Annotated in this window: 18 protein-coding genes; 13 read left to right on the top strand and 5 right to left on the bottom strand. The window is 64.5% G+C overall.

Annotated elements, in window-relative coordinates; all coding sequences use genetic code 11:
* The first annotated feature begins 148 nt into the window (after positions 1-148).
* The 5 genes from LPB072_RS17945 (at position 149) to LPB072_RS17925 (ending at position 5,133) form a co-directional block, all read left to right on the top strand.
* A complete protein-coding gene (locus LPB072_RS17945) occupies positions 149-745 on the top strand; it encodes an NnrU family protein (protein ID WP_066086308.1) in 597 nt (198 codons plus the stop codon).
* 10 nt (positions 746-755) lie between these two features.
* Positions 756-1,886 carry a PQQ-dependent sugar dehydrogenase gene (locus LPB072_RS17940; RefSeq protein ID WP_407927767.1) on the top strand — a complete coding sequence of 377 codons (1,131 nt, stop codon included), beginning with the start codon at positions 756-758 and terminating at the stop codon, positions 1,884-1,886.
* Between the two features lie 226 nt (positions 1,887-2,112).
* A complete protein-coding gene (locus tag LPB072_RS17935) occupies positions 2,113-3,534 on the top strand; it encodes an ATP-grasp domain-containing protein (RefSeq protein ID WP_066085403.1) in 1,422 nt (473 codons plus the stop codon).
* Positions 3,531-4,241: a YHS domain-containing (seleno)protein gene (locus LPB072_RS17930; protein ID WP_231943288.1), complete on the top strand. Its 711-nt coding sequence runs from the start codon at positions 3,531-3,533 to the stop codon at positions 4,239-4,241. The genes LPB072_RS17935 and LPB072_RS17930 overlap by 4 nt, the downstream gene beginning before the upstream one ends.
* Positions 4,242-4,245: 4 nt before the next feature.
* Positions 4,246-5,133: a patatin-like phospholipase family protein gene (locus LPB072_RS17925; RefSeq protein WP_096349027.1), complete on the top strand. Its 888-nt coding sequence runs from the start codon at positions 4,246-4,248 to the stop codon at positions 5,131-5,133.
* 127 nt (positions 5,134-5,260) lie between these two features.
* Here LPB072_RS17925 and LPB072_RS17920 read toward each other — a convergent pair whose 3' ends face one another.
* Complete coding sequence (locus LPB072_RS17920) at positions 5,261-5,644, bottom strand: group I truncated hemoglobin (RefSeq protein WP_066086319.1); 384 nt, start codon at positions 5,642-5,644, stop codon at positions 5,261-5,263.
* 61 nt (positions 5,645-5,705) lie between these two features.
* Positions 5,706-5,921, bottom strand: coding sequence for a hypothetical protein (locus tag LPB072_RS17915; RefSeq protein ID WP_157559352.1), 216 nt, complete (start codon positions 5,919-5,921; stop codon positions 5,706-5,708).
* 131 nt (positions 5,922-6,052) lie between these two features.
* Between LPB072_RS17915 and LPB072_RS17910 the strand changes: the two genes are divergently transcribed.
* A complete protein-coding gene (locus LPB072_RS17910; protein ID WP_066085415.1) occupies positions 6,053-9,244 on the top strand; it encodes an ATP-binding protein in 3,192 nt (1,063 codons plus the stop codon).
* Between the two features lie 212 nt (positions 9,245-9,456).
* The gene (locus LPB072_RS17905; protein WP_066085418.1) at positions 9,457-10,155 is read left to right on the top strand and encodes a succinate dehydrogenase iron-sulfur subunit; all 699 of its coding nucleotides are present in this window, start codon (positions 9,457-9,459) and stop codon (positions 10,153-10,155) included.
* Positions 10,156-10,193: 38 nt separating this feature from the next.
* On the opposite strand, the gene LPB072_RS17900 is transcribed toward LPB072_RS17905, so the two are convergent.
* Together LPB072_RS17900 and LPB072_RS17895 are read right to left on the bottom strand one after the other, a co-directional pair.
* Positions 10,194-10,451: a DUF2249 domain-containing protein gene (locus tag LPB072_RS17900; RefSeq protein ID WP_066085421.1), complete on the bottom strand. Its 258-nt coding sequence runs from the start codon at positions 10,449-10,451 to the stop codon at positions 10,194-10,196.
* A gap of 110 nt (positions 10,452-10,561) precedes the next feature.
* Positions 10,562-11,077 (bottom strand): Rrf2 family transcriptional regulator, encoded by a 516-nt coding sequence (locus tag LPB072_RS17895; RefSeq protein ID WP_066085424.1) that lies wholly within the window; start codon positions 11,075-11,077, stop codon positions 10,562-10,564.
* Positions 11,078-11,200: 123 nt separating this feature from the next.
* Between LPB072_RS17895 and LPB072_RS17890 the strand changes: the two genes are divergently transcribed.
* From LPB072_RS17890 to LPB072_RS17870, 5 genes are all read left to right on the top strand, one after another.
* Complete coding sequence (locus LPB072_RS17890; RefSeq protein ID WP_066085427.1) at positions 11,201-12,418, top strand: NnrS family protein; 1,218 nt, start codon at positions 11,201-11,203, stop codon at positions 12,416-12,418.
* Between the two features lie 59 nt (positions 12,419-12,477).
* Positions 12,478-12,774, top strand: coding sequence for a DUF2249 domain-containing protein (locus LPB072_RS17885; protein ID WP_066085430.1), 297 nt, complete (start codon positions 12,478-12,480; stop codon positions 12,772-12,774).
* A 15-nt stretch (positions 12,775-12,789) separates the two neighbouring features.
* Positions 12,790-13,113 carry a ferredoxin FdxA gene (gene fdxA / locus LPB072_RS17880; RefSeq protein ID WP_066085432.1) on the top strand — a complete coding sequence of 108 codons (324 nt, stop codon included), beginning with the start codon at positions 12,790-12,792 and terminating at the stop codon, positions 13,111-13,113.
* A gap of 91 nt (positions 13,114-13,204) precedes the next feature.
* Complete coding sequence (locus LPB072_RS17875; protein ID WP_066085435.1) at positions 13,205-13,972, top strand: metallophosphoesterase; 768 nt, start codon at positions 13,205-13,207, stop codon at positions 13,970-13,972.
* Positions 13,973-14,000: 28 nt separating this feature from the next.
* Complete coding sequence (locus tag LPB072_RS17870; RefSeq protein ID WP_066085438.1) at positions 14,001-14,432, top strand: PAS domain-containing protein; 432 nt, start codon at positions 14,001-14,003, stop codon at positions 14,430-14,432.
* Positions 14,433-14,497: 65 nt separating this feature from the next.
* Here the strand turns inward: LPB072_RS17870 and LPB072_RS17865 are convergent, their stop codons facing one another.
* On the bottom strand, positions 14,498-15,652 hold the full coding sequence (locus tag LPB072_RS17865) for a cytochrome P450 (protein WP_066085440.1): 1,155 nt from the start codon (positions 15,650-15,652) through the stop codon (positions 14,498-14,500).
* Positions 15,653-15,960: 308 nt separating this feature from the next.
* Here LPB072_RS17865 and LPB072_RS17860 point away from each other — a divergent pair, with 308 nt between their 5' ends.
* Positions 15,961-16,779, top strand: coding sequence for a YggS family pyridoxal phosphate-dependent enzyme (locus LPB072_RS17860; RefSeq protein WP_066086321.1), 819 nt, complete (start codon positions 15,961-15,963; stop codon positions 16,777-16,779).
* Positions 16,780-16,782 lie beyond the last annotated feature (3 nt).

The raw sequence follows: 16,782 nt of genomic DNA, 5'->3' as shown, positions 1-16,782 counted from the left end.
CACTGTGACAGAGCGGTGGCGCCTGCCCGCTGTGCCCCGAGTTGAAGGTTTTGTGCTGGCGCAATGGTGCTGTCACCGCTGCCGCGCTAAAGTGACCGCTTCTCCTGGCATCCCGTTCGGGGCCAGTTCATCAAATGAAAGCAAAATCGTGGCGTATCTGATCTTGGGCCTGGTGCTGTTCCTCGGTGTTCATTGCCTCTCCATTGTTTCCCCGGACGGCCGTGACCGGCTGGTTCAGCGTTTCGGCGAGGGGCCATTCAAAGGGGTCTATTCGCTGGTGTCGCTGGCGGGCTTTGTTTTGATCATCTGGGGTTATGGCCTCTCGCGCGAAGCGCCGGTGATGCTCTATGCCATGCCGGGCGGCTTTCGCCATCTGGCGGCGCTGTTGATGCTGCCGGTTTTCGTGCTGCTGTTTGCCGCCTACTTGCCCGGCCGCATTCAACGGGCGGCAAAACACCCGATGCTGCTGGCGGTCAAGCTGTGGGCCCTGGCCCATCTGCTGGCCCAATCGGTCACGGGCGGCTCGCTGGCCGATGTGTTGCTCTTCGGCGGTTTCCTGGCCTGGGCGGTGGCCGATCGCATTTCGCTCAAGCGGCGTGCGGCAGCGGGTGGGCTGCGGGCTGTGCCCGCTTTGCCGGCCAGTCGCGCCAATGATTTCATTGCCATCGTCGGGGGCATCGCGGTGTATCTGGCGTTTGTTTTCTGGCTGCATGCCGCCTGGTTCGGCATCAGGCCTTTTGGCTAGGAGCACCGAAATGGGCACCATTCGTTCGTTGATCAAACCTGGTTTGCTGTGGGCGCTGGCATTGCTTTGCAATGTGGCTGCCGGGGCGGGCAACGACCTGCGAACCGAACTGGTGGCCCAGGGGTTTCAGAATCCCTGGGGGCTGGCCTTTATTGGTGGTGGTCGCATGCTCGTGACCGAGCGGCCGGGGCGCTTGCGCGTGGTGCAGCCCGATGGCCGCATCGGCCCGCCAGTCGAAGGCTTGCCGCGGATCGAGGCCACAGGGCAGGGCGGTTTGCTGGATGTGGTCACCGACCGCGATTTCGCCAGGAACCGCACGGTCTATTTTTGCTATTCGGAGCCTGCGCAATCGGGGGCTTCGGGCAACTCGACGGCGCTGGCCTCTGCGCGCCTGTCTGACGATGCGAGCCGCCTGGAAGGGGTCAAGGTGTTGTTCAGCCAGCGGCCCAAAGTGGTGAGTCGCGCCCATTTTGGCTGCCGCATTGTGGATGCCGATGCCAACACCCTTTTCCTCACGTTGGGCGACCGCTACAGCCGCAAAGACGATGCGCAAACGCTGGACAACCACCTCGGCAAGATCGTGCGCCTGCTCAAAAAGGATGGCAGCGCACCCGCCGATAACCCGTTGGTGAAAAAGCCGGGCGCCTTGCCTGAGATCTGGAGCTATGGGCACCGCAACCTGCAAGGTGCCACGCTCGGCCCCGATGGCCGTTTGTGGACCATCGAGCATGGCCCGCAAGGCGGCGACGAGTTGAACCATCCCGAAGCCGGTAAAAACTATGGCTGGCCTGTGATCACCTATGGCGAGAACTACGGCGGTGGCGCCATCGGGGCGGGCATCACGCAGCAAGCTGGCTTGGAGCAACCGGTGCACTACTGGGTGCCGTCCATTGCGCCATCGGGCATGGCCTTTGTGAGCAGCGATCGCTATGGCAAAGACTGGCAAGGCAATCTGCTGGTGGGTTCCCTGAAATTTGGTTATGTGGCGCGTTTGCAATTGGCGAACGGGCAGGTGCAGGAGGAAGACAAGTTGCTGCCCGACCTGAAACAGCGCGTGCGCGATGTGCGCCAAGGGCCGGACGGATTCATTTACCTGCTCACCGATTCGTCCAAGGGGCAGTTGCTTCGCCTGTTGCCATAGGGGTTGCCGCACGACCCACCTGCGGCGGGGCCTGCACACCAGGCAACACCGCATCGCCTCAGGCCGATACCGGCGCGCTTTGGCGAAAACTGGTTGTAAGTCGGCATGCTTATATTCTTGTAAGAGAATGGGGCGTCGGTCGACCCATGAAAGACGGGTCGGCGGTTCAGACGGTGGCCACAGTGCGATCGGGTGCGGCGCAGCGTTGAGAATCCATTCAAAATCTATGACATCTGCAGAACGCACCTTGGTGCTTTTTAACCACGACTGGGACGCCATTGCCCACAAGCGCCTGGCCGCGGAGCGTGGTTTGGTGTTTGATGAGGCGGGTTTTGACCTGTTTTCTTTTCCCAGCAACGCGCACCTGGCCTGGTTCGACATGAACCGTTTTGTGGACCGCTTGGCGCGCCAGGCCAAAGCCAGAGGCTGGACGGGTGTGACGTCCAACCAGGAGCAGTTCGGCGCACTTGCCGCCGCCTTGCTGGCAGAACGCATGGGCTGGCCCGGCACATCGGTGGCCGCGATTCTGGCCTGTCAACACAAACTCTATGCGCGACAGGCGCTGCAACGCGTAGCGCCCGAAGCGAATGTGCACTTTCAGTTGCTCGAAGCCGAATACGGTGCGCCGGTTCCCCAAGGCCTGACCTACCCGTTGTTTGTGAAGCCGATCAAGGCGGCGTTTTCGGTGCTGGCCCGGCAGGTCGACAGCTACGAAGAGCTGCATCAGCACACCCGTTTTGGCTGGTGGGAGCTGTGGGTCATTCGCCGTCTGGTCGAGCCTTTTGAGCGCATGGCGCGTGAGCGCCTGGGCGCGGATGTGCCCAGCGCCCACCGCATGCTGCTGGAAGAACCGGCCCGGGCCGACCAGTTCAACCTCGACGGCTATGTGTTCAAGGGCGAGATGCATGCCGTCGGCGTGGTCGACGCCATCATGTTTCCCGATACCCAGGCCTTCATGCGCCACGAAGTGCCGTCGCGATTGCCTGCTTCGGTTCAGGGCCGCGCCCTGGATGTGGCGCGCCGCTTTCTGGCCGAGGTGGGCTTTACCCATGGGCTGTTCAATATGGAGTTTTTCTACGATGCCGTGAGCGACCGGCTCACGGTGATCGAGTTCAACCCCCGCATGGCATCGCAGTATGCCGATCTGTACCTGCGCGTGCAGGGCGTCGACATGCACGCCATGGCCTTGGCCCTGGCACATGGGAGGGACCCTGCCAGCGTGCCGCGCAAAGCGCCCAGTGCGGGCGCTGCTGCCAGTTTTGTGTACCGGGTTTTTGATCCCGCTGAGCAAGTCACGCTGCCAACCGATGCGCAGGCGGGTGCCTTTGCCGCCGCCTTTCCTGACGGCCTGCTGTTCCCTTATCCGAAGTCGGTGGGATCGATTCAGCGCGATTTCAAATGGCTGGGCAGCTACCGGTATGGCATCACCCATCTGGGCGGACGCGACGCGGCCGATCTGCGCGCGCGTTGTGAGCGTGCGAGCGCCTTGTTGGGCTGGCCTGCGCCGTATGCCGAATACGCTGCTCACCCGATCGACGCTGATCGGGAAACTTCTCACGCTGGCGCAAGTCCCACAACGCATACCCCTGTGGCGCCCTGCGCGGCAGGCCTGCCCATTTCTGGTTCGGCTGCCAAGGGGAACACATGAACAACAACACCGCCGCTGCTTCTTTCCGCCCTGTGCTGGGCGCCTGCACGGCAGAAAGAACCTCGGCATCACCGCACAATCCCCGGGTTTCACACGTTTCGCATCGAGGCCTTCACCCGCGCCGGCTGCTGGGTGGCGTTGCGTTGGCGGGCGCATTGCTGGGCTTGGTCGGTTGTGGCGCGATGTCGGCGCAAAACCCGGGTTCAGGGCTCAAGCCCGTGAACGCGGTTGAAATCCCACCCGATGCGCGTGTGATGCTCAAGGGCGCTGATGTGGTGGCCTATTTTTCGGATGGGCGATTCGAACAGGGGCAGGCCCGGTTCAAGAGCGTCTATGAAGGTGTGACTTTCCATTTCGCCAGTGCCGGGCGCAAGACCAGATTCGATCAGTCGCCAGCAGCGTTTCAACCCCAGTTTGGCGGCTACTGTGCCGACGGTCTGGTGTATGCCATTCCCTGGGGCGGTGATGCGGATACCTGGAAAATGATCGACGGCAAGCTCTACATCTTTGGCGGTCAAGCCAGCAAAGATGCTTTTGAACTCGACGAAGCCCGCAACGTTGCGCTCGCCCAGAAATACTGGGCCGATGAGGTCAAGGGCGGCAACAGTTTCGTGCAGCGCGCCAGGCGCCTGGTCTTTCGCGTACCGCACTACAAAACCGGCGAAGAGCTGGCCAATGCCGTGGCCGCCGCCAAAGCCAGGCAATAAGCCCATGCTGAGCCGACGAAGCTGTCTGCATGCCGCAAGCGCAGCGGTTGCCGCCCAAGCGCTCAGCGCTTGCACGCTCAACCCCGACAAGGACCACAACGGGCCCGACGCGCCACGCGCCCAGCCGCTCAGGCGTCGCCCGGGTGTCGCCTGGGTGTTCAGCTCGGGAGGGCCCCGCGGTTTTGTTCATGTGGGCGTGATCAAGGCACTGGCCGAGTTGGGGCTGAAACCCGACCTCATCGTGGGGGCCTCAGCGGGGGCCATGGTGGGCAGCCTGTTTGCCGCAGGCGTGAGCGCCGCCGATCTCGAAGCCTTCGCCCTGGACCTGCAACCGCTGAGCGTCGCTCGCTGGGCCATGGGTGCCCAGGAGCGTTTGAGCGGCGAAGCTGTGGCCGATCTCGTTCGCTCCCATTCGCCCGTGGGACTGCTGGAGGGCATGCCCTGCGCCATGGCCTGCGTGGCCACCCGTCTGCGCGATGGTGTGCCTGTGGCCTTCACCGCCGGCGATGTGGGACTGGCCGTGCAAGCGTCGGCCGCGATTGAAGGGCAGTTTGCACCCGTTCGTATTCGGGGCGAGCGCTATGTGGACCCCGACTGGAGCATGCCCCTGCCGGTGCGGCTTGCCAGGACGCTGGGCGCGCAAACAGTGATCGCGGTGGACGCCACCGCACACATCGACCGCGCGCCAGAAGGTGCCCAGCGCTACCGCGAATCGGATCTGCGCAAGAAGGCCCTGGTGGACACCGATGGCGCGCTGGCCAACTTGGTACTGAAACCCGATTTTGGCTATTGGGTCAACCTCTCGCGCGACTTCCGTGAGCGCGCCATCGCGGCGGGATACCGCGACACGCTGGCGCAGGCCGCGGCACTGCGCGCGCTGCACGTGGTTTGATGTTGCCGACGGTAGTCATTTCACATCGCTGATTGAGCGACCGCTTCCAGCCGAAAGCCAACCTGGCAGGGAAGCGGCAGCCGGCTTGCGCATGGACGGTTGGGACTTTTCCCATGCGGCGCATGGCTCAGACCCGGACCACTTCGGCCTTCATCGACCAGAGCACGCCGAGCACCTCGTTGCGAACGGGTGGCTCCACGCCGCAAGTCGTCAGCGCCGCCATGGCGTCGTCGATCACGCTGACGAACTCCTGCTCGTCGATGTTCATGCCCCGGTGGGTGTTCAGCATGTCCTTGCCGGCATAGGTGTTGGGTCCGCCCGAGCCGGCGCAGAAGAAGTCGACCACGTTGCGCTCGGTTTGGTCCATGTCCTTGATCTGGCTGTAACGGGTGTTCACAAGGGGGTTGGCCAGGTGGTTCTTCATCAGCTCGTGGGTGATCCGTGTGATGCCATCCCTGCGCCCCAGGCGGTCGTACAAAGTGGATGCAGTGGCTGTGGTGGTTTCGCTCATGTCGTTCTCCTTGGATGGGTCAATGGTGGATTCGAAGCGGGTTGCGGGATGCGGCAATTCGTCAATGGGCCATGGCGGCCAGGCGTTGCAGCCAGGACGCGTATTCGATGTGTCCTGGCTCAAGTGCCTCGGCGTGGGTCTCGCGTTGCAGATTGCGCAGCGCGGTCGTTAGCGAGTGCTCAAGTTCCAGCAGGGCCTCTGGTGCCAGCGTTTGTGGCAGAGTCAAAACGGCGGGACCGTTGCCGGGCAAGGGGAAGGTCATTTGTCTGGCGTTCATGGTGTGCTCCAAATGTGTTGGGCGGGCCGGAGTTGACCCGCTGAATGCATCTTGGCGAGGCAGCGTTCCTCAACTGTTCCTCGCGCTGAAGGTCCTTGCGAAGACCCCGCAACTGCTTCAGACTGACCGGCATGGAAACGCTTTTGCCTCGCCTGGATGCTGGTGATCCGCCCTCGCAGCTCGACATCGCTCTGCTGGGGCGATTCGAAGCGGCCATCGATGGCAAGGTCATCGACGCAGATCACTGGCCCAGCTTGCGCGCCACCCACCTGGTGCAGCTGCTCAGCCTGCAGCCGCACCACCGGATCTCTCGCGACCTCGCCATCGACGCGCTTTGGCCGCAACTCGACCCTGAGGCCGGCGCCGCGAACCTGCGCAAGGCCATGCACCATGCCCGTCAGGCGCTGGGCCGACACGACGGCATCACACTGCAGAGCGGCGAGTTGCTGCTCTGGTCTGAACGCCTGATGGTGGTCGACACCGATGCTTTCGAGGCACGGGCCCGGACAGCGTTGCAGCACCGTGACCCGGCCGACTGCGCCGATGTGGCGAGTGACTACGGCGGCGATCTGCTGCCCGGCGCAAGCTACGAGGCCTGGACCGAGACCCACCGCGAACGCCTGCGCGCGCTCCACCTGGATCTGCTGCGCACCAGCGCCCAGTGGGAACGCCTGGCGCAGCACGAGCCGACCGATGAAGCCGCGCACCGGGCCTTGATGCAGCGCGAACTCGAAGCGGGCAACCGCGCCGCCGCCTTGCGCTGGTACAGCCGCCTGCGCGAGTCACTGCAGCAGTCGTTGCGCGTAACGCCCGATGCGCGCACAGAGGCGCTGTATGAGCGCTGCGTGGCCGGCCTGCAGGCGGACGGGCCCGCCTTTGTGGGGCGCGCGCAGGTGCTCGGCCAGGTGACGGCCTGGCTTGGCATGCCGGTCGACCAGCGGCCCGGCGGCATGGTGTTGCGCGGGCCAGCCGGTATCGGCAAGAGCGCTCTGTGCGGTGAAATCGGCGCCCAGGCGCGCCGCCGGGGCTGGACCGTTTTGCGGCTGAACGCGGCAGAAGCCGGCCGGGCCTATGGCGCCATGGCGTCGATTGCCGAACGCGTGATGCTCGAAGACCGCAGCGTGCTCGACCGCATCGGTGCACCGGCCCGTGCCGTGTTGGCCTTGCTGAGCCCGCTGGCCTCACCCGCCAACGAACCGCAGGGCCCGCTGGGGCGCCACCAGGTGGTCGGGGCCATCCGGCGGCTGCTGCTGGCGGCCGCGCCCGGGACCGACATCCTGTTGCAAGTGGACGATGCCCACCTGATCGATGACGCCGATGTCGAGGTGCTGGTGCAACTGGCCATGGCGGGTGGGCCGCTGTGCCTGCTCATTGCCACCCGGCCGATGGAGGTCACCGCGGCGCTGGCGCGCGGTGTGGCTCGGCTGCAGCGTGCCGGTGTGTTGCGTCTGCTTGAGCTGGCACCGATGGACACCGAAGAAAGCCGCCGCCTCGTCACCCTTGCATTGGCCGCGCCCTTGCCTGACGCCGGGGTGGCGCGCATCGTGCAGGCAGCCGACGGCAATCCATTCGCCGCCATCGAACTGGCGCGTTGTCAGGGCGGCGACGGCAAGCGCCTGCCCGTCAACGCCGCCGAGGCCATCACCGAGCGGCTGTGCGACGTGCCATCGGAGGCGCTGGCGCTGCTGCGCTGGCTGGCTTTGAGCGGCGGCGAATGGAGCGTGCGAACGGTGGAGGCTTTGGCCACTCTGGCCCTGGTGCCCACCCATGCCGCACTCGACCGCGCGTTGCAGGCCGGGGTCCTGGTGTTCGCGAGCGGCCAATACCGCTTCCGCCACGAACTGGTGCGCCAGGCGCTGCTCGACCAGGTCCCGCCCCACCATCGGCAGAGAATGCACCGCGAGATCGCGCTGCAGTTGGCCAACATGGACGCCGTACCGGCCCATGTCGCCCGCCATTGGCTCGAAGCCGGCCGGCCGGGCGACGCCTTGCCCTGGTTGCTGGCCGCCGCGCGCGACGCCGCGCGCCTTGCGGCTTTCAGCGATGCGTTGCGCCACCTCGCGCCGGCGCTGGCGTTTCAGCCCGGGCACATCGAAGCGCTGTGCCTGCGCGCCGAAGCGCTGGATGCCATGGGCGACCTGGGCGCCATGGCTGCCTACCGGCTGGCCGCCGAGGCCGCCGGTGAACCCGACAGCCAGAACCTGCTCGCCAAAGCGGCGCTGGCACAGGTCAAGCAAGGCGATCCCAAGGGCGCGCTGCAAGCGCTGCAAGGCCTGTTGCCAACCTCGGTAGACGGTCGGCTGAGCGAAGCACTCGCCTATGCAGGCGCGGCCGCGCTCGGGGCCGCCGACCCGGCCATGGGCACCGCCAAAGCCGCCGAGGCGCGCCGACTGGCGCTGGAATCGGGCGACACCGCCTCGTTGGTCATTGCATCGTGGGCCCAGGCGGCCGCAGCACACGCGCGAGGCGAACTGCACCGCAGCGTGTGGGCCGACCTGCAGGAAACCAGCCACGTGCCTCACCTGGCGCTGCGTGTCTTCGACGGCCACCTGTGCATCACCCAGCGGTTTTTGTACGGTGCCCGGCCCTATGCCGAGGTGATCGAGTTTGCCGATGCACTGGCCACTGAAGCCCTGCGCCTGGGCGCCGCGCGCGGTCACGCATTTGGAAAGACCCTGCGCGGCGAGGCCGAGTGGTTGTCGGGCGATCTGGTTGCGGCGCGCGAGCACCTGCGCGAAGGGGCCCGCCTGCACCGCGCCATTGGCGGTCCAGTGGGTGAGGCCCTGTCGCTGCAGCGCCTGGCCGAATTGGCCTTGCATGAGGGTCAACGTGGCGAGGCCCGCGCACTGATCGACGAAGCACTTGATGTGGCGCGCCAGACAGACGTCGGCTTTCATCTGATGGACCGCATCTACGGCACCCGCATCAACCTGCACCGGGATGATCCCGCAGCCGCGCTGTACGTGATGGAAGACGCCAGCCTTTCGGTGCGCGGCCCGCTGGAAACCTGTCCCGGCTGCCGCATCACCTTTGCCGTGCCTGCGGCGATCGCCGCTGCGCGAGCGGGTGAACTGGAGCTTGCCGAGCAGCATGAACAACAGTGCGCCTACCTGGCCAATGTGGTCATGCGGCTGCCGGCCTGGCACGCCGCACATGACGAGGTGCGGGGCCACATCGCTGCTGTGCGGACGCCACACGCCGATGACGCGGCGAGCCGGTTTTCAGCGGCAGCAGACCGCTTCAGACTGGCTGGCCAGCCAGTGGACGCGAAGCGATGTGAACAGTTGGCGATGGCGGCCATGAGAGGCTCCAGGGTTCGCTGAACTGAAAAGGCCTGACCGGCTGGCCATCGAGTCCATGCGCGAAGGCGCTGATTTGCACGCACCCCGACGAAGGGGCGTAGGCCAGGCGCGCGTGTTGCCGGGAGGCAATCAACAGCGCCCGACCTAGGCGCTGCAAACGGCCCTGCCAACGCAGGCCAGCAACGCTATGATGGAATCAGGTGGGGACGGGTTTTATGTCTGGAGAATCGGATATGCACAGGTTTCAAATCTACCGGTACAACCCTGACCAGGACGCATCCCCGCGCATGCAGACCTACGAATTCGAGGTCGATCCCGGCGACCGCATGCTGCTCGATGTGCTGAACAAGCTGAAGGCCGTCGACCCCACCTTGAGTTACCGGCGCTCTTGCAGGGAGGGGGTCTGTGGCTCGGACGCGATGAACATCAATGGCAAGAACGGGCTCGCCTGCCTGACCAGCATGCATTCGCTGCCGAAGACCATTGTCTTGAAGCCACTGCCGGGCTTGCCAGTGGTTCGTGATCTGTTCGTCGACATGACGGATTTCTTCAAGCAGTACCACTCCATCCGGCCGTGGCTCATCAACGGGGATCCGCCACCCGCGAAAGAGCGCCTGCAGTCGCCCGAGGCACGCGATGAGCTCAACGGGCTGTACGAGTGCATTCTGTGTGCCTGCTGTTCGAGCGCCTGCCCGAGCTTCTGGTGGAACCCGGACAAGTACGTTGGCCCTGCGGGCTTGCTACAGGCCTACCGCTTTCTTGTCGACAGCCGAGATCAGGCCAGCGGTGAGCGCCTCGACAACCTGGAAGATCCGTACAGGCTGTTCCGTTGCCGCACGATTCTCAACTGCACCGACGTTTGCCCAAAGGGACTGAACCCGGCGCTGGCCATCGGAAAGATCAAGGAAATGATGGTGCGGCGCGGGACGTGAGTTGTGCCCCCCAAGGGCGCCTTCAAGCGCTGTGCCGTTCAGCGCACGCTGAAGTCGATCACGATCGTGCCAGGCTCGCGCTGCTGGTATTCAATCGCGATGCGATCGCCGTAGCGCTGCGCAATTTGCGACAGCAGTGGCAACGGATCGTGGTCGTTGGCGAAGCGCATGGTCTCTCCCTGCTGAAGGGTGTCGAGCGCACCGAAGATGGCGGCGTGCCGGAAGCGTTTGGCCACGCCGCGGGCGTCGAATGGGTAGATGGTGTCGGGCGACAGGTGAAGGTGAGGTTGTGACATGACGGCTCCTGGAGCGGGTGGCAATGAAACCCGACGCCGGGCGTCAGGCAGTGAAAAACCTGGATCAGTGGGTGTGCATGCTTTGCGGTACCGGTCCACACAGGCAATGCTCATGCAGGGGCACGCCCTTTGGCGGTGGGTTTTCTGAGGCTTCGAGGCGCTGCAACTGGAATTCCCCCGGCAGTGCGGCGCAATGACGCTGCGCCCACCGAGGCCGACTGCGGCGCGGGCTCGACGATATCGGCCAGCGTCATGCTGTCGAGCTCCCTGAAGTAGGCACCCAGCGCAGCATTGAACAGGCCTTTCAAGCGGCAGGTCGGCGACAGCGTGCACTGGTTGGTGCCCGGGTCGAAACACTCGACCAGGCGAAAGTCGGTCTCCGAGGCGCGCACAACGTCGCCGATGCGCAACTGGGCCGGGTCTTTCAAAAGACGCAGTCCGCCGCCACGGCCACGGGTTGTTTCCAGCACCCCCTGGCGGCCCAGATCGGTGACGATTTTCATCAGATGATTCCTGGACACCCCGTGGTGATCGGCCAGTTCGCTGATGGTCACCAACTGCTGCGGGCGGGCCGCGCAGTACATCAGCACGCGCAAGGTGTAGTCGGTGTACTCGGCAAGTCGCATGGATACCCCTAAAGAGGCATTGAGTATATTTCTTTAAAGGCGATTTGGGTATAAGATGCATTCAACATACTTCTTATAAGGCCTTCGCGGCGAACTGACCATCGCCGAGATGCCGACCACACGATGTCCGCTTTGATGATCCACGCCTCGCCACCCGGAAAAGCAGAAGCCGCGCCGCCGCCAGGCTGGCCGCTGCTGCGTCTGGGGTTTCGGCCTTTCTACATGGGAGCGGCGGCGTTCGCGTTGCTGGCCATCCCGCTGTGGGTGGCGATCTTCCTCGGTCAATGGCAGCCCGTGATGGCGCTGCCGCCGTTGCTGTGGCATGCACATGAAATGCTGTTTGGTTTTGCCATCGCTGTCATATTGGGATTCCTGCTGACAGCGGTAAAGGCCTGGACGGGTCTGGCCACGCCGCGCGGTGCCACGTTGGGCGCGCTTGCCCTGTTGTGGCTCGCGGCCCGTGTGGCCGCCGTCACGGGCCCTTACGCGCTGTACGCGGTGCTCGACCTGGCGCTGTTGCCGTTGGTGGCCGCCGTGCTCACGGCGTTGCTGCTGCGTGCCCGCAACCGGCGCAATCTGCCGCTGGCTGCGATGCTGATGCTGCTGGCACTGGCCAATGGGGCCTTTCACCTGACGGTGATCGGCGCTTTCGACTTCTCTGCCCTGAGCCCTCTGTACGCAGCCCTTTCGCTGATCGTGATGATCGAATGCGTGATCGCCGGCCGGGTGATCCCTGCCTTCACCATGAGCGCCACGCCGGGGCTGAAGCTCAATGTGGGCCTGTCGGTCGAACGTGCTGCGCTGGCGCTGACCGCGGTGGCTTTGTTGCTGTGGGCCGTTGCTCCTGCTTCGGCGGCCTGGAACATGGTCAGTGGTCTGGTTCTGTCATTGGCGGCGGTGGCACACGTGTTGCGGTTGCTGCAATGGCGGCCCTTGATCACACGGCACCGTCCGATCTTGTGGATCCTGCACCTGGCCTATGCCTGGATCCCGCTTGGCCTGGCCTTGCTGGCCGCAGCCCAGTTCGGCTGGGTGGCCGTATCAGCCGGCGTGCATGCACTGGCCATAGGCGCTACCGCCGGTCTCATCATCGGCATGCTCACCCGCACCGCGCGCGGCCACACCGGGCGCCCGCTGCAGGTCTCGCGTCCGGAGATCGCGGCCTACGTGCTCGTGATGCTCGCCGCTGCCGTGCGCGTGTTGCTGCCGCTGGCAGTGCCACAGTGGCTGCCGATGGCTCTCGTGATCGCGGCGGCCGCCTGGTCCGTGGCCTTTGCCATTTACCTCTTCATCTATGCGCCGTGGCTGCTCAAGACCCGTCTCGATGGCAAAGACGGCTGACACCATTTGTTCCTTTCCACTGCACTTTCGCTTTCACCTTAACCTCGGGAGCCCCGTTCATGAACACCACCACCACTGCCGCCCCAACCGTTGACCTGCGCGCGCTGGCACCCCGCGAACGCCACCCTCTGGTGTTTTCAACCTTCAAAGCTTTGTTGCCTGGCGAAGCAATGGAGCTGATCAACGATCACAACCCCCAGCCCTTGCTAGGCCAGTTCGAGAGCGGCCTTTTCGGGGCCTTCAACTGGAACCTGCTTGAGAATGGGCCCGAGCAATGGCGGGTGCAGATCGTCAAACCACTGGCGACCAAGCCTGTGCACGGTGTGGACTCCTGCTGTGGCTCCTGCGGCGGCTGATCGGGAGCCACCACCATGACCTTTGTGGTGACCGAGGGCTGCATTCGCTGCAAATACACCGATTGCGTTGACGTCTGCCCGGTCGACGCGTTTCGCGAAGGCCCCAACTTCCTGGTGATCGATCCAGACGAGTGCATCGACTGCGCGGTGTGTGTGCCGGAGTGCCCGGTCGCGGCGATCTTCGCCGAGGAAGACGTGCCCAGGGACCAACTGGACTTCACGCCGCTGAACGCCGAGCTGGCACTCAAGTGGAAGCCGATCACGCGGACCAAGCCCGCTTTGCCCGACGCCGATGACTGGAGCGAGGTAAAGGACAAGCGCGACCACCTGGAGCGTTGAGCGCGCACAGACTGGATGCCCGCTGGCTGTGATGCAGAATTCGCAATGCCGTGGCCTATGCTGAGCCTCCTCGGCATTCAAGAATAGCCACATGAAAATTGCCCTGATGTCCGATCTGCACCTCTCGGTGCAAACCATGCCCGCGCCAAACCTCGATGCCGATGTGGTGGTGCTCGCCGGCGACCTGCACCGTCCGGCCGGAGCCATCGAGTGGGCGCGGCAGTTCGGTGACAAGCCCACGCTCTACGTCGCCGGCAACCACGAGTTCTATGGTGGTGATCTGGTCGGCACCATGCAGGCGCTGCGCAGCCAGGCCCAAGGCAGTTCGGTGCGCGTGCTGGAAAACGATGTCTGGTTTCACAAGGGCGTTCGTTTTCTGGGCTGCACGCTGTGGTCCGACTACCGCTTGTTCGATTCAGCAGAGCAGCGCGAGAAAGGCCTGCAACAGGCCAGTGCGATGGTGCGCGACTTTGCCCGCATCCGTGTCTCACCCGACTTCGACGAGCTGTTCACACCCGCCGTGTCGCAACTGCTGTTTGACCGCTCGGTGGCCTGGCTGGAAAGCCAGTTCGCCATGACGCATGCTGGGCCCACCGTGGTCATCACCCATTTCGCACCGGCCCGCGGCAGCATCGCGCCCCAGTTTCTCGGCTCCGCACTGAACGCCTGTTTTGTCTCCGATCTGGAGGCGCAGATTCAGCGTTGGCAACCCGAGCTGTGGTTGCACGGTCATGTGCACCACAGTTGTGACTACCACCTTGGCCGCACACGGGTGCTTGCCAACCCGCGTGGTTATGCGCCCAAAGGCGAGGTCGAAAACAAACGCTTCGATGCCGCACTGATCATCGATTTGACCTGAATTTCCAACGTGACACCGGGAGGCCCCCATGTCAACCCAGACAGCCGACAGCTGGACACTGGGCGACGCGATCGTTGAACACATCGCCGAAGCCGTGATTTATGCCGACCGCGAAGGACGTATCCAGCGCTGGAACACAGGTGCGGTTCAGGTGTTCGGCTTCAGTGCCGCCGATGCCATCGGGCAAACCCTGGACCTGATGATCCCCGCGCCCTTGCGCGCCGCCCATTGGCGCGGCTTCCAGGCGGCGATGAACGGCGGCGCACTGCGGCTGAATGGCCACGCCACGCTGACCCGCGGCTTGCACCAGTCGGGCCGCAAGCTGTACATCGAGATGAGCTTTGCCCTGGTCCACGACGCCGCCGATCAGGTGCTGGGTTCGGTGGCTGTGGCGCGCGATGTGACCGATCGCGTCGAGCGCGAGAAGGCAGCACGCGCCGCCACCAGCCCGGCCCGCTGAGCCATGGCCCGAGCCTCAGCCTGAGTCAACACCGCGTGCGCAGGGCAGTCGCCCGGGGCCAAGGTCTACAGCAGGCGTACCGGTAACGCAGTGAAACCACTGGCGGGGAAGCTCGCCCGCAGCGGTGCCTGACCCGCATTCAGCGCCATCTCGCGCGTGTTCGCCAACAGCGCCCGCATCAGCAAGTGCAGTTCGAGTCTCGCCAGCGGCGCCCCCGGGCAGACATGCACGCCGGCACCGTACAGCAGGTTGTTGGCCGCGTTGTGCTCGGGGTCAAAGGCATCGGGATCGCCAAACACGGCTTCATCGCGGTTGGCGCTCCCCCAGATCAGGGTCACACGTTCGCCCGCCTCCAGATGCTGCCCACCGATGTCAACCGGGCAGGTTGTGATGCGCCGGTTGGCGATCAGCGGTGGATGAATGCGCAGTATTTCGTCAATGGCGGCCGGCAGATCGCCGGGTTGCAGTCTCAGCTGTTTCTGCAGCGCAGGATGGCTGGCCAGATGGTGCACGAGAATGCCCACGCTGGCGGCGATGGTGCCCAGTTCCCCGACCGTCCAGTTGCGCACGATGCTCACAATTTCCTCGTCACTCAGAGGCCTGCCGTTGATGCGCTCGTGCAGCAGCCGGGTGGTCACGTCGCCGGGCGCCTGTTCCCCCGCATCGCGCCGCAACACCAGTTGCTGTTTGATATGCCCGTCGAACTCCAGGGCGATCTGGGCCATCGCCGACCGGTCGCCCGCCCGCGTGGCGCGGTGGTTCTTGGCGACCCATTGGCCCAGGGGCTCATGCAGGCTGTCGGGCCAGCCCATGAAGGCACACTGGATGCGCAGCGCAAACGGCCGTGCACATTCGGTCATCAGGTCGAAGGCCTCGCCCCGGGGCAACTGGGCGACCAGCGTGTCGCCAATCGCCTGGCACACAGGTTCAAACGCATCCATGTGCTCCGGCGTGAAGTATGCCTCGATGATGCGGCGGTAGCCTGTGTGTTCTGGCGGATCCATCGCATTGGGAATCGAGAGGTGGTTGGAGGCGGCGTTGCTGAAGGTTTCGTGGTCTTTCAGCACGCGCATCACATCCGCGTGACGGAACAGCGACCACCACAAATACTCGCTGTGGGCCACTGGACACCGCAGGCGCATCGCGTCGTACGCGGCCAGTTGGTCATCGAGCACATCGGGGTCCCTGGGGTTCCAGTCGGGTTGGTGGTTTGCGGTCATCACGGTTCTCCAAATCCGGCTGTCTGACGCGGCCTGATCAACAGGCCCATCGGTTCCTCGGCGCCATATTCCCGGACAGCGACCTTTGCACAGGCTCACTGCTCGTGTCAATCGTGGGGGTGTTCTAACCTGGCCGCAGGCAACAAGGGAAACGGGGATCCGCGTCTGATGTGCGGGCGGAACAAGAAAAGCCACATGCCTTCCTGTGGCGCAAGGGCAGGCGGATTCTGGCTGGGTCATTTCGGTCGATAACCATACGCGCACCGATCGCATTCGGTATGACAATGCCCCACCAAAAGGAACAGCTCATGACCGATCAACATGCCCCCAGGCCCGCGCCGCTGACCCCGCCAACCCGGCACGATCAACACGGTCGCTACCCCAAAGCCACGTCGGTGAACGACTTCGTGCACAACCTGGCCATGGTTCGGTCCCGTATCGAAAGCGCCTGTCTTTCCGTCGGCCGTAGTGCATCCAGCGTGCGGCTGCTGCCGGTCAGCAAAACGGTCGACGAGGCCAGCATCCGGCTCTCGTACGCAGCGGGTTGCCGCATGCTGGGCGAAAACAAGGTGCAGGAGGCGCACCGGAAATGGCAAGACATGGCCGATCTGAGCGACCTGCGCTGGTCGGTGATTGGCCATCTGCAAACCAACAAAGCCAAGCTGGTGGCGCACTTCGCCGCCGAGTTTCACGCGCTCGACAGCCTGCGTCTGGCACAGGCCCTGGACCGGCACTTGCAGGCCGAGGGTCGCTCGCTGGATGTGTTCGTGCAGGTCAACACCTCGGGTGAAGCGAGCAAGTACGGACTGGCGCCCGACGATGTCGCGTCCTTTCTGCGCGACCTGTCGGCGTTTTCTGCCTTGAGGGTGCGGGGCCTCATGACACTGGCAGTGATGTCGGGCGAAGCCGACCGGGTGCGGCCCTGCTTCGCCCGTCTGCGCCAGTTGCGGGATCGCCTGCGTCAGGAGCTGCCCGAGGGCATGGCGCTGGATGAGCTGTCCATGGGCATGTCGGGCGACTACGAGATCGCGATTCAGGAGGGCGCCACCGTGGTGCGGGTCGGGCAGGCCATCTACGGCGCCCGCGCGCTACCGGACAGTTTCTACTGGCCGGTCACGAGCCCTTGACGC

Source organism: Hydrogenophaga crassostreae (assembly GCF_001761385.1).
Lineage (GTDB): Bacteria > Pseudomonadota > Gammaproteobacteria > Burkholderiales > Burkholderiaceae_C > Hydrogenophaga > Hydrogenophaga crassostreae.
The sequence above is the reverse complement of the archived record's forward strand: the minus strand, read 5'-3'. Positions and strand labels throughout refer to the sequence as shown.

Excerpts from the sequence above, each read along its gene's own strand:
- LPB072_RS17940 (WP_407927767.1), top strand. The coding sequence starts at position 756 with ATGGGCACCATTCGTTCGTTGATCAAACCTGGTTTGCTGTGGGCGCTG.
- LPB072_RS17890 (WP_066085427.1), top strand. The coding sequence starts at position 11,201 with ATGTCCGCTTTGATGATCCACGCCTCGCCACCCGGAAAAGCAGAAGCC.
- LPB072_RS17870 (WP_066085438.1), top strand. The coding sequence starts at position 14,001 with ATGTCAACCCAGACAGCCGACAGCTGGACACTGGGCGACGCGATCGTT.
- LPB072_RS17930 (WP_231943288.1), top strand. The coding sequence starts at position 3,531 with ATGAACAACAACACCGCCGCTGCTTCTTTCCGCCCTGTGCTGGGCGCC.
- LPB072_RS17905 (WP_066085418.1), top strand. The coding sequence starts at position 9,457 with ATGCACAGGTTTCAAATCTACCGGTACAACCCTGACCAGGACGCATCC.
- LPB072_RS17895 (WP_066085424.1), bottom strand. The coding sequence starts at position 11,077 with ATGCGACTTGCCGAGTACACCGACTACACCTTGCGCGTGCTGATGTAC.
- LPB072_RS17900 (WP_066085421.1), bottom strand. The coding sequence starts at position 10,451 with ATGTCACAACCTCACCTTCACCTGTCGCCCGACACCATCTACCCATTC.
- LPB072_RS17935 (WP_066085403.1), top strand. The coding sequence starts at position 2,113 with ATGACATCTGCAGAACGCACCTTGGTGCTTTTTAACCACGACTGGGAC.
- LPB072_RS17910 (WP_066085415.1), top strand. The coding sequence starts at position 6,053 with ATGGAAACGCTTTTGCCTCGCCTGGATGCTGGTGATCCGCCCTCGCAG.
- LPB072_RS17865 (WP_066085440.1), bottom strand. The coding sequence starts at position 15,652 with ATGACCGCAAACCACCAACCCGACTGGAACCCCAGGGACCCCGATGTG.
- fdxA (WP_066085432.1), top strand. The coding sequence starts at position 12,790 with ATGACCTTTGTGGTGACCGAGGGCTGCATTCGCTGCAAATACACCGAT.
- LPB072_RS17920 (WP_066086319.1), bottom strand. The coding sequence starts at position 5,644 with ATGAGCGAAACCACCACAGCCACTGCATCCACTTTGTACGACCGCCTG.
- LPB072_RS17915 (WP_157559352.1), bottom strand. The coding sequence starts at position 5,921 with ATGAACGCCAGACAAATGACCTTCCCCTTGCCCGGCAACGGTCCCGCC.
- LPB072_RS17885 (WP_066085430.1), top strand. The coding sequence starts at position 12,478 with ATGAACACCACCACCACTGCCGCCCCAACCGTTGACCTGCGCGCGCTG.
- LPB072_RS17860 (WP_066086321.1), top strand. The coding sequence starts at position 15,961 with ATGACCGATCAACATGCCCCCAGGCCCGCGCCGCTGACCCCGCCAACC.
- LPB072_RS17925 (WP_096349027.1), top strand. The coding sequence starts at position 4,246 with ATGCTGAGCCGACGAAGCTGTCTGCATGCCGCAAGCGCAGCGGTTGCC.
- LPB072_RS17875 (WP_066085435.1), top strand. The coding sequence starts at position 13,205 with ATGAAAATTGCCCTGATGTCCGATCTGCACCTCTCGGTGCAAACCATG.